Annotated in this window: 13 protein-coding genes; 3 read left to right on the top strand and 10 right to left on the bottom strand. The window is 34.4% G+C overall.

Features of this window, described 5'->3' with window-relative positions:
* The first annotated feature begins 49 nt into the window (after positions 1–49).
* A complete protein-coding gene (locus GH741_RS16145; protein ID WP_170287651.1) occupies positions 50–1,189 on the top strand; it encodes an MFS transporter in 1,140 nt (379 codons plus the stop codon).
* 63 nt (positions 1,190–1,252) lie between these two features.
* Here the strand turns inward: GH741_RS16145 and GH741_RS21665 are convergent, their stop codons facing one another.
* From GH741_RS21665 to GH741_RS16125, 5 genes are all read right to left on the bottom strand, one after another.
* Complete coding sequence (locus GH741_RS21665) at positions 1,253–1,411, bottom strand: hypothetical protein (protein WP_170287650.1); 159 nt, start codon at positions 1,409–1,411, stop codon at positions 1,253–1,255.
* A gap of 34 nt (positions 1,412–1,445) precedes the next feature.
* Positions 1,446–1,880, bottom strand: coding sequence for a GNAT family N-acetyltransferase (locus tag GH741_RS16140; protein WP_153737783.1), 435 nt, complete (start codon positions 1,878–1,880; stop codon positions 1,446–1,448).
* A gap of 125 nt (positions 1,881–2,005) precedes the next feature.
* Positions 2,006–2,542, bottom strand: coding sequence for a DUF6241 domain-containing protein (locus GH741_RS16135; protein ID WP_153737782.1), 537 nt, complete (start codon positions 2,540–2,542; stop codon positions 2,006–2,008).
* A 532-nt stretch (positions 2,543–3,074) separates the two neighbouring features.
* A complete protein-coding gene (gene lepB / locus GH741_RS16130; RefSeq protein ID WP_153737781.1) occupies positions 3,075–3,623 on the bottom strand; it encodes a signal peptidase I in 549 nt (182 codons plus the stop codon).
* Positions 3,624–3,677: 54 nt separating this feature from the next.
* Positions 3,678–4,334 carry a TVP38/TMEM64 family protein gene (locus GH741_RS16125; RefSeq protein ID WP_153737780.1) on the bottom strand — a complete coding sequence of 219 codons (657 nt, stop codon included), beginning with the start codon at positions 4,332–4,334 and terminating at the stop codon, positions 3,678–3,680.
* Positions 4,335–4,556: 222 nt separating this feature from the next.
* Here GH741_RS16125 and GH741_RS16120 point away from each other — a divergent pair, with 222 nt between their 5' ends.
* Complete coding sequence (locus tag GH741_RS16120) at positions 4,557–4,952, top strand: YhjD family protein (RefSeq protein WP_338079518.1); 396 nt, start codon at positions 4,557–4,559, stop codon at positions 4,950–4,952.
* Between the two features lie 31 nt (positions 4,953–4,983).
* Here GH741_RS16120 and GH741_RS16115 read toward each other — a convergent pair whose 3' ends face one another.
* Positions 4,984–5,412, bottom strand: coding sequence for a hypothetical protein (locus tag GH741_RS16115; protein ID WP_153737779.1), 429 nt, complete (start codon positions 5,410–5,412; stop codon positions 4,984–4,986).
* 796 nt (positions 5,413–6,208) lie between these two features.
* The gene (locus GH741_RS16110; RefSeq protein WP_153737821.1) at positions 6,209–6,721 is read right to left on the bottom strand and encodes a competence protein ComK; all 513 of its coding nucleotides are present in this window, start codon (positions 6,719–6,721) and stop codon (positions 6,209–6,211) included.
* 316 nt (positions 6,722–7,037) lie between these two features.
* On the opposite strand from GH741_RS16110, the gene GH741_RS16105 reads away from it, so the two are divergent.
* Entirely contained in the window at positions 7,038–7,508 is a 471-nt protein-coding gene (locus GH741_RS16105) for a DUF3939 domain-containing protein (RefSeq protein WP_153737778.1), read from the top strand.
* 254 nt (positions 7,509–7,762) lie between these two features.
* Here GH741_RS16105 and GH741_RS16100 read toward each other — a convergent pair whose 3' ends face one another.
* From GH741_RS16100 to GH741_RS16090, 3 genes are all read right to left on the bottom strand, one after another.
* Complete coding sequence (locus tag GH741_RS16100) at positions 7,763–8,530, bottom strand: hypothetical protein (RefSeq protein ID WP_205677347.1); 768 nt, start codon at positions 8,528–8,530, stop codon at positions 7,763–7,765.
* Between the two features lie 36 nt (positions 8,531–8,566).
* Positions 8,567–9,763 carry a M48 family metalloprotease gene (locus GH741_RS16095; protein ID WP_153737776.1) on the bottom strand — a complete coding sequence of 399 codons (1,197 nt, stop codon included), beginning with the start codon at positions 9,761–9,763 and terminating at the stop codon, positions 8,567–8,569.
* A gap of 120 nt (positions 9,764–9,883) precedes the next feature.
* Positions 9,884–10,879 (bottom strand): lipoate--protein ligase, encoded by a 996-nt coding sequence (locus GH741_RS16090; protein ID WP_153737775.1) that lies wholly within the window; start codon positions 10,877–10,879, stop codon positions 9,884–9,886.
* Between the last annotated feature and the right edge of the window lie 8 nt (positions 10,880–10,887).

The raw sequence follows: 10,887 nt of genomic DNA, 5'->3' as shown, positions 1-10,887 counted from the left end.
ACGCAATTTTCATATAGTACCATAGGCTACTTCATTGTGGGGTGAGATGATGTCAAAACAAATCACTACAGCAGGTACATTAATCTATTGTTCTGTCTTTATCGCTAGTAGTATCTATGTGATGATCCCGCTACAACCGATGTTAGCAGAAATGTATGATGTTTCGTTAAGTTATGTCTCGCTATCTAGTACCCTATTTGTTTTCCCCTATGCCTTTGGACTTCTTTTATTTGGTGTATTAGCAGACAGACTACCTTTACGTAATATCTTATTAGTGGGTATGGGCCTTTTATGTTTAGTTACAGGATTACTTAGCTTAAGTAACTCCATCAACAGCTTAATTTTCCTTCGCATATTTCAAGGAATTTTAGCTGCTTGTTTTGCACCAGTGACATTTGCCTACTGCTTCAAACACTTTGAAGGCTCACTACAAGCAGTTGTCATTGCTATGATCAACACCGGATTCCTATTTGCTGGTGTTTTCGGGCAAATAACCTCGGTCTTTTTTACTAACTTATTTACGTACCAGGCAGTCTTTGTTGCTTTCTTCTTCTTTTATCTGAGTTCTCTTATCGGTTTATTTCTAACTCTACAAACATCTTCTTCAAAAAAAGTCTTTCGACAAAATAATTTGTTTTCTACTATTTTATCATGTTTCAGACATCAATCATTACGAAAACTCTATAGTATTACGTTTTTCCTACTATTAACGATTATGCTATTTTATGGATCCTTCGAAATTTTCATATTTACTGAGTGGAGAGATTTTCCATTTTCTTTACAACTATTCAGAACGATTAGTTTGATTGGCATCATACCTGCATTTTTCGCCAGTTATCTAATTAAAAGATTCGGCCCCAAAAATGTATTAACCTTTCAGTTGGGGGTTATGGTAATAGGATTTATTCCTGCAATCATTTTCTTAAACGTTGCAACCGCTCTATTCGCTTCCTTGCTGATGATTGCGTCAACTTCACTAACCATTCCTATCGTTGTTTTACTTGTAGGAAGACATGCGACAACTCATAAGTCTACTGCTGTAGCAGTGTATTCCTTCACACTTTTAATTGGTGCGAGTTTAGGTTCTACATTAGCTTCCTATATTCCATTTACCTATGTAATGATACTAATCCCAATTTCATTTATAGGACTTTGCTTCTTTTCCAGGACACTGCCTGATTCAAATTAAATAACCTAAACTACTTGGAGCAGTAGTTTAGGTTATTTAAATAATTCCTCTATTTGATAATCCTTATTTCATTTCAGATAGTTCATCGCGTATTTGTTTTAGAGTTTCGTTTCTTTCTCTCATCAAATTTAACATCGTGATAACTGCGTAGATTCCAAAGACTACTAGTCCCAAATAAATTAAAATATTAAAAATACCAAGAAGTGCGAATGAATTCATCATTAACTACTCCCCCTTTAAACTCCTTTTAAAAGTCCTATATCAAATTGGTTTTAAATACATAACTTACTTTATCGTACCCCATTTTTTCTTCATAAAAACGATGGGCATCTTCTCTCTGTAATCCAGATGATAATGATACACAATGATAGTTATGTAATTTAGCCCAGTCGTGTACATAGGATAGTAGTTTCTGTCCGTATCCCTTTGATTGCTTATCAGAATCTGTTACTAAATCGCATACCCAAATAAATCTACCATTATAAAGTGTAATCATTGGTTTAAAGCCAATGACAGCAACAATGATATCGTCCTCCAATAACGCATACATTTTATACTGATCAACTTCCCTAGCTTCTGTGACTAGCTCTACATATGTCTCTTGATCCAAATGAGTTCTTAACTGCTTCATGACTGGAAATGCCTGTTTTATTTCTTCCAAGCATTTTAATTCTTTAATTGTTGTAGCCATCACAGATCTCCTCATTTACTATTTAATAACACACCATTTAATCTTAAACACTATTTTAAAATATTCTATCGCCCTTTTGTATATTCTTGTTTAAGTTCAAAAGAGGCCTTTTCTAAATAGCCTCATCAAAAGTGTTTATTAATATATTCTCTCTCTTCCTCTGGGGTTAGTAACCGACTAGCTTTCCCAATTGTTCCATCCTGAATAGACCAAACTTGGTTGTGTACTTCAACTGCATTGTCAAAGTTCCCCTCTAACCATGGAGATAGCAAATTTAATATAACGGCCTGGTTCTGAAAATCTTCTTTTTTTTCTATTTCAGCGTATATTTTCTCGACTCGCTGTCTTGTAATTTCAACAGAACCCCACTTATGTTTTGCCATAACCTTTTGATGCGTCATTTTATGGATTTCTTGAAGGATAGAATCATTGCTCATCGTTTCATATTTTTTAAGTTCGTCTGCTGGAGTTGTTTCATTTTCAAAATTTTCTTCATTCGATGCTTGTATATCCACTTGTTCTTCTTGTATTTCTTCTAGTTCTTCTTCGCTAATTTCAACGGGTTCTTCAACATTACTACCTGTCTTCCAGATTATTAATCCAATGACTAAAACAGTCACGCTTGAAAATAGATAAATAAACTTCTTTTTATTTTTCTTCATTTCATTAATAATCTCCTAATAATTACTATTTTTCTTTAACCTACACCATTTAGACTTTTGTATCAAATAATTGACTCTCTCTCTTACTTTAATTTTAAACTCTGGTTTAATTACCCCTATTTATTAATAATGGCTGCTTCTAACTTTTTACGCAAAATCCATAGACTCCGACGTAACTGCTATGGTGATTTCGCTCCGAGCAGTCGCTTTCCGCGGGCAACGCTTCAACTTCCTCGGAAGAATACACTTCCTTGAAAAAGAAAAACACTTTTTCTGCGTGCGGTGTTGTTTCAGGAAGATAATTCAAGTCCTGCGGGATTTTCAGTGGAAAGGGAGTGTTTTTTCGCAGCGATGGATGATCACCCATACTATAAAGGATGGGGTAAAGTCACACAAAGTTGCGCCGCAATTTTTATCGATTGTAAAAATTTTGCGAAAAGTCTTATAAATATATTCAATCGTATCTACCGTCCTTCAAATAGCTTTGCCATATGTTCACAAAAAACAAGGTATAAACCTAATGGCTCATACCTTAATTTAAAAATTGAAAACCTACTTGAGAAACAGGCCAATATCTAATATCTACTTTTCCTACCACAGAAGCTTCATCAACAAAACCAAAATATCTGCTGTCTAAGCTTTCTCTTCGGTTATCCCCCAACACAAATAACTTTCCCTCAGGAACTTGTTGTTCACCTGTCACTTGTTCCAATGTGAAATCTGCAGTTAGCGGTTTGCCATCATTCTTTCGAAAAGGCTCTAAATAGCTTTCGTCCACTAACTCTCCGTTTACATACAATTGGTCATTGTTATATTCTAAATAATCTCCTGGTTCGGCTATTACCCTTTTCACATAATCTTCTTCCTCATTAGCATGGAATACAATCACGTCAAATCGATCAATTTGTTGTAAATCATAAATCACTTTATTTACCATTAGTAAATTACCATCATATAAGGTTGGCTCCATCGACTTACCATCTACCACATAACTAGCAAACAAGTAAGAACGAAATAATACAGCTAATACAATAGCAATGAGAACTGTTCGTAAAATGGCCCAATATTTTATTTTTTTCATGGCATTTTCCTCCAAGGAATCTATCTATTTACATTTTACCCCTTAGGAAATATTTTAATCGTCTTTAGCTTGTACATTATTATGGGCATTAGCCCTTTTTTGTAAGCGTCTTTCAATAAACTTACCAATCGCCCAAAAAAGGGCGATACAAACTCCAACAACAATTGTTTTTATCGGATTTTTGGCAAAGGACATAATGCTATCACCTATGTATGAAATCGTAAAAATCATTACTGTTTTACCTAACAGAACAGCTAAAGCAAATTGTTGAATGCTAATTTTAGACAATCCTGCTACTACATTAATAATAGAAGAAGGAGAAAAAGGAAAGCACATCAGTAAGAATAGAGGTCCAAATCCATGTTTTTCTAACCAATTCGTTACTCGTTTCACTTGTTTATTTTTCCTAATCCATTTAAAAAATCGCTTTTCTCCCAGTTTTCGAACAATAAAAAAGACACACATTGCCCCTGCACTAGCGCCTATCCATGAAAGTAAAAAGCCCTGTAGTAATCCATAAGCAGCCGCGTTTGTCATCACAAAGACTACTAGTGGTAAAAAAGGAAAGAATGCTTCAAAAAAAGGTAATAATATTCCTGTTAATGGTCCCAGACTTTCATAACTCTTCAACAATTCCAGAAAAGCATCATTATATTCATTACTTTCAATCAGTTCTCTAATTTCTGCTACATCTATGCTAAGGATATACATATATTTCAAGCCCCTTAAGTACCTACATTTTAACTTTTCTATTAGTTTTCCTTATTTTATTTTAAAGTAAACAACATAATTTGTTTACCATCAGAATTTTTTAAAAAAAGTTATGGTTATATACAAATTATAAAGTAAATTTATTTATTTAACATTTTTTTGTTTTGTATTCCATATACTTATTGTATAATAGAACACACGTTCGTTTTAGGGGGGGAAACAGTGCGTTATCTCAGCCAAGAAGAATTTGAGTTATCTTCACGTTTTTTATTCCTGTCCATGGCTATTCTTGTCATTGAGCAAGATATTGATAGTATCCAGAAAGGAACAGCATCATTTAAGATCAAGGAACCTTACCTTGAACTTCTCAATAAAATGGAGCAGCAAGCAACAACGGAACGTCGACATTTACGAAAAAGCATGGCAGAGAAACAGATACAAGTTATTTCTTTAAACAAAAACGATTCTTTCTCTTCTTATCTTTTTCTTTGTAGGGGAAGAGAAGAAAAAAGAAACTATTTTAACCCAACCATCCGGAAAAAGGTAGAAAATATATTACAAGAACTCATGCAAGATGGTTTATCTTCGGCAAAGGATTCCTCATACACTGCAAAGTAGTCCTTTTAAGTAAACAATAAAGAGCGCTATTTTAGCGCTCTTTATTGTTCTCAATCTCATTTTTAACAATTGATTCTAATTCTTCTTGTTCCGAAGAACTTAGCTGGTTCATTAATTCATTCAGGTTATATCTTACACCTAACGATTCAATTTCTATTATGGTATCACCGTTTTCTTCTTTAATAAAAAATTCTTCCTGAGTTAAGTTATTTAGAAAAAAAACTGGTTTAAGGTTTTCTTCAAATAACCCTTTACCCGAGTTAGCTAAATCCGATCCCTTATCAATAACTTCCTGGGGCTCAAAGTCAAAAAATATAACCATAACTATTGCAATCACTGTGACTACTACGGCAATCTTCACCAATGATTTAACAATTGCTATTGCTACAGCAATTAAGATAACAGCAGCAACGACACCCAAAAATTTGTTTTCGATAAAAAAGCTAACAATTTGTTCCAATTTGTTATTCTCCTTTCTAGTTGTCAGCAATATGGGTATAACTATATATGTATTAATCTTATTGTTCTATAAAATCATAAGTTTTAAACATTTGTTAGGTCTTTTACTTTTCAATTTAATATTGTACTCTTTTATTAATAAAGTTTTGTTGCGTTTAATCTTCGCATTTGATATAAAATGCGGCGTAACATACAACACTCTTCACCACTACGGAAATACACTACGCTTTCCGCGGGTGGCTGTTGAGCCTCCTCGTGCTACGCACTGTGGGGTCTCACCTATGCCATTCCCTCCCGCAGGAGTCTCCGTGTATTTCCTGCGTTAGTATAGTATTGTGGTTGATAACTACATTAAACCAACAAGAGCTAAATACTTATAATGGTTGATTGTGATGTATAGAGTGAAAAGTAACAAAAGTTTTCATGCGACGAGTAACCGTAGTAAAACCCATGAATTTATTGTCTCAAGGACTTTATCCACCCTTGAACAGTAAGCTACTCAAAGCGGAGGGAAAATACGACACTCCTCGAAAATGAAGAACACATTTTCTTCGTGTGATGAAAATTCTTGGATGTCAATTCTAGTCCTATGGGAAAGTAACAGTCTGAAGACCCCGCAGTGAGTGTTTTTTACGAGCGAGGAGGCTGAGGCGTTCCCCATGGAAAGGGAGTGTTTTTCCGCAGCGGCGAGATAGTACTAATCCCATAAAGACCGTAAGGATGTTAGATAGTTACGTCGGAATCTATAAATTTTGTGAAATAACACCAATCTTTAAGAAAACTGCTTTATTTAAGCTTCAATTTCTCCATGCAAAAGGTTCGGCTACCATGTCCACATTGCTTTTCAGAATATATTTGATACGATTATCGAGTAAGTATCGGTACTGAGCTGTACGTTGAACTTGATTTAACAACGAACCGTGAGAAACCTCTACTGTAACTGATTGTCCATTTTTAAAGATAATTTGAGTTTCCTGAATTGAGGACCTAATGATTTGATCAATGTGAGAATGTGCAATCCAAGCACATTGAGGGTTTTGCGGAGATGAGGTTGGAAAAAAGTACATGCCACTTGAAGGATCGATTGCAATTGGGGCTTTATGAGTAATACCACATATATCGCGCGTTCCATCTTGACGGCCTTTCAAACTACTACCAAAGAACTTACAAGCTAAATCAATTACTTTACCAGGAGATTTTTTCACATAGAAAACTTCACCATCCTCTAGAATTTGAGTAACTTGTCTACCATCTAACTCCTTGGCTACCACTGCTAATGTCACTGGGGTTATTTCATGATTTACTTTCATTTCATTTAACATTATGTCATCCCTTTCTAAACTGTTAAATGAAAAATAAAAGACCTAAAAACAATTTACCAAATAATAGAAATAATTAATAGCAAAAGGACGAAAATATCTACAAATTGTCACAATTACTCCTATCAAAAAGCTATTTTTGTTATAATATTTATTAAGGAAGGGCTTTCAATTAACACTTTCAAATAATCTAGTGATAAAACATTCATAAGCGTAACATCCACGAGAAAAGTTTAATAGTGTCCAGGACAAGGAATTCTTTGAATTATTATAAGTTTCTATAGTAGAGCAACAAAGGGGGTATATTATGTGGGGGAAAAATAAAAAAAGTAAACAACAACCTAAACCACCACCGGAATATGAAACACGTGATATTCCATTATTCGAATTGCAAAAAGCAATTCATAAATATAGTGACCAATTACCAAGTGAAGTCCCATTAAGTATTATCATCAATGAAGATTTAACTCTTGATTACAAATTGTTAGCTCCTATTTTAAAAGGAATTCCACAACAAACTTATTATATGACCCGCGAGACATATGAGCTGTTTGAAGAAAAAGATTATCAGCTTGCGTTGGATATCGATATGATTCAAAAAGCTGTTGATAATTACATGCAGCAGACTAAAGAATTACCGATTATTAACGGGGATCCATACAAAAAAGTAAGTATGCATAAACTCGAAAAGTTAAATTTACTTGATCACCGCCCTGATCAAACCTTCTTCATAACCAATGAAGAATATTTAGTTACCCATAAATCACCTAAAAAATAATCAAAACTTGCAGTGGTACTTTGTTAATCGCTAAACAGTATCAATGCTATGAATTGATACTGTTTAGCGATTAATGCTTATTTAATCTGCCGTTTCTACAATGCGTTTCCACTTCTCATCCAGTTCATTAATCGTTTGCTTCGTTTCACTTAACAATTGCTTTAGTCGATTTAACGTTTTATCTATTTCTATTTGTATTTTTTTAACTTGCTCAGTAGAATTATTAATTTTGTCCTGAACTAACCAGTCTGATATTAATCCATCAAAAAGTAATCCATGAAGGTTAATCCACCCGAGATAGAGAGATCAACCTGAAACGTATGTCCAATGTCCTCTAATTCATAAGAAAATTTCCTAAGAAGCTTTTGAGCCCGATGTACCTCTTCTCTCGCTGTATCCATATTGCTATGCTTTAGAGATGTAGAAATTAATCCACCACCAAACATATCCAATGTTCCCCAGTTTTTAGCTTTATTCAGTGACTCCCTAGCATCAGATAAAGATTTAGAAGCGAGTGAACCTGCATCCAACGCTTCGTTAATTTCTTTACTATCTGCATTTAAATCCGCAATTTTATTAAGTAATTCAAAGCTTCGTTCTCCATCTTCATGACTAGTTGTGAGGAGATACTCTTGCTTTTGCCTTAAAAATTCGTCATACTTTTCTTTTGGATTACCCAGACGATTCATTCTTTCTGCCAAATCAGCAAGCTCTTTTTCAACATCTTGTCTTGCCTCACTAGCTTCTTGCCATTTTAGTTGAGCAGCTACAACCTCACGTTTTTCCTTATCAAGACGTTCAAGTTTTTTGCCAGCCAGAGTAATAAATATCCCCGTAATACTTAATCCTTCTAGTTTTTCTACATCGACCTGTTCTTGATTCAACTTTCTTTTATAAGCATTTTCTTTGTCGGCTAGCTTATCTAATTCTGTTTTCAAACCAATGGTTTCTCTTTCTAATCTGTTAAATTCACGCATTTTTTGTTTTTCATTCAATAGCTTTTTTTGATATTCATTTAGCACCCTAAATCACCTCTCTTACCTTTACGAATATACAGATTAATTCGTTTCACGTTCTTCCATTTCTCTTTCCACTCGCATAATCCTCTCTTTTATAGAGGGATGGCTGGAACGCATCCACTTGACCCAAAATACCGGATTAATGTCACTTCTAGATTGAGTGGCCATCCTGTAATAGCCCTCTACTGCTGGAGCAAGATTTTCTGTATGTTCAATAGCATATTCATCTGCCGATACTTCGATTTGTCTGGATACATAGTTAGATATCGGTTGAGAAACAGTTAGAAGCATTGATAGAATTAATAGCAATAACGGCAGTGCCTTTAATTCATTTTTTGTCTTATAATTATTCTGCCTTCTTACGTTCAACCAAACACGATCATAAATAAATGCTGCAAGAAAAAACAATACGAAGCTTAGAATTAAATACCCTGCAACCCCAATATACACATGATGCATTACATAATGTCCTATTTCATGGGCTAAAATAAATAAAATCTCATCTTGTTCCATACCTTGTAGGGTTGTATCCCAAAGAACAATTCGTGCATTACTCATGATTCCTGTAACATATGCATTAAACGTGGTCACTTTTTCACTCATATTTACTTGTAAAAGAGTTGTATTTTCCATTCCCACTTCATTAGTAAAATCCTCAATTGCAGTCCGAAGAGGACCTTGTTCCATGGTAGTAAAATCTTCATACAGAGGATCAATCCAGACTGGTTGGACATAGACAACGAAGACCACAATTGGCAGTGTAAGTGACCATAAGATTAACCACCAAGTTCTTTTGAATCTGTCAATTACTAGCCTTACGACAATAAGGCCAAGTGTTAGCATAATCCAGTAAAAAAACAAATCTAAACCCATTTCATAAAACCAGTCTCCCAAAGGCTGGAGGCTTGTACCTTCTCGATGTGAGATCCAAAACCAAACTAAATTAAACGGTAAACGAATTATACCGTAGCCAAGCACAAGCAATAGTGAGAATAACATTGTTTTTAACCATTCAAACCGTGTGATTGTTTCAATAAAGCTAACCCATTTAGAAGCCCAATTACTCTTAATCAGTCCATATAACAAGATCCATTCTAAAGGCAGTTTCGAAAAAAACACTGCGTGGGCTAGTGCAGCGTAATTAGAATTACTAAAGGTCTCTAATGGGTAAAAGAACAAGAAGTAATTCCATATACAAATAAGATAGATGATGTAAGTAAATCCTATTTTCTTCATACGTAACCTCTTTTCAATATGGTAATCAGGTTTACTTTCTTAATCCGGAGAGATTTATCAGAGGATTTGATACAGGTAATCCCTTGTCAATGGACAAGGGATATACATTAAAGTCTATGATTAATAAATCAAGTTAATGAAATCTTCTTTAGAAATTTTACCTAAGTAATGTGGAACATCTAAATCGCTCAAAGCCTCTTCTATTGCTTGTCTCTCATAACGAACATTAGCAAGACTTTCTTCAATCACATTCACGTCACCGACACCGAAAAAGTCACCATATATTTTACAATTTTTAATAATTCCTTTTTCAACATCTAGACGAGCGTCTACTAAACCATGGTCAAACTTGTGCGATTGTTGAATGTTAAATGCTGGGGATTTCCCATAGTTCCAATCCCATTGTTGATAGCGTTCTTTAGATAATTGGTGGATATTTTTCCAATCTTGTTCTGTTAACTTATATTGAGGGACATCCTTCACGTCCTCTACATCAAAAACATAACACAGGATATGTTCTTTAAATGCTTCAATTGAAATTTTTTCATCCAAAAATTCGGTTATGTTCGCAACACGACTACGAATTGACTTAATTCCCTTCGATTTAATTTTTTCTGCATTCACATTCAAAGCAGAAACGACATGTTCAATTTCAGAATCAAACATTAATGTTCCATGACTAAACATACGACCCTTTGTGGTGAACTGGGCATTACCAGAAATCTTTCGACCGTTAGCAGTTAAATCATTTCTTCCAGAAAGCTCTGCTGGCACTCCTAATTTGTTTAATGCTTTGACAACTGGTTCGGTAAATTTAGCAAAATTTTGAAAGCTATTGCCGTCATCCTTGGTAATAAAACTAAAGTTTAAATTGCCTAAATCATGATATACGGCTCCACCACCCGATAGGCGACGCACTACATGAATCCCGTTAGAATCTACATAGCTCGTATTGATTTCTTCAACAGAATTTTGGTTTTTGCCAATAATAATTGATGGTTCATTAACGTAAAATAATAAATATGTATCTTCCTCACCGAAGTTTTTCAGTATATACTCTTCAATGGCCAGATTAATATGAGGATCGGTAATTCCTTCGTTATCAATAAATTTCATCCAATAAC

The organism is Aquibacillus halophilus, assembly GCF_009649745.1.
Taxonomy (GTDB): domain Bacteria; phylum Bacillota; class Bacilli; order Bacillales; family Amphibacillaceae; genus Aquibacillus; species Aquibacillus halophilus.
Note: the sequence above shows the minus strand (reverse complement) of the source record. Positions and strands in the feature narration are given on the sequence as shown.

What these genes read in the sequence shown, in the direction of transcription:
- GH741_RS21665 (WP_170287650.1), bottom strand. Translation starts at nt 1,411, where the DNA reads ATGATGAATTCATTCGCACTTCTTGGTATTTTTAATATTTTAATTTAT.
- GH741_RS16140 (WP_153737783.1), bottom strand. Translation starts at nt 1,880, where the DNA reads ATGGCTACAACAATTAAAGAATTAAAATGCTTGGAAGAAATAAAACAG.
- GH741_RS16090 (WP_153737775.1), bottom strand. Translation starts at nt 10,879, where the DNA reads ATGAAATTTATTGATAACGAAGGAATTACCGATCCTCATATTAATCTG.
- GH741_RS16125 (WP_153737780.1), bottom strand. Translation starts at nt 4,334, where the DNA reads ATGTATATCCTTAGCATAGATGTAGCAGAAATTAGAGAACTGATTGAA.
- GH741_RS16145 (WP_170287651.1), top strand. Translation starts at nt 50, where the DNA reads ATGTCAAAACAAATCACTACAGCAGGTACATTAATCTATTGTTCTGTC.
- lepB (WP_153737781.1), bottom strand. Translation starts at nt 3,623, where the DNA reads ATGAAAAAAATAAAATATTGGGCCATTTTACGAACAGTTCTCATTGCT.
- GH741_RS16135 (WP_153737782.1), bottom strand. Translation starts at nt 2,542, where the DNA reads ATGAAGAAAAATAAAAAGAAGTTTATTTATCTATTTTCAAGCGTGACT.
- GH741_RS16105 (WP_153737778.1), top strand. Translation starts at nt 7,038, where the DNA reads ATGTGGGGGAAAAATAAAAAAAGTAAACAACAACCTAAACCACCACCG.
- GH741_RS16110 (WP_153737821.1), bottom strand. Translation starts at nt 6,721, where the DNA reads ATGAAAGTAAATCATGAAATAACCCCAGTGACATTAGCAGTGGTAGCC.
- GH741_RS16095 (WP_153737776.1), bottom strand. Translation starts at nt 9,763, where the DNA reads ATGAAGAAAATAGGATTTACTTACATCATCTATCTTATTTGTATATGG.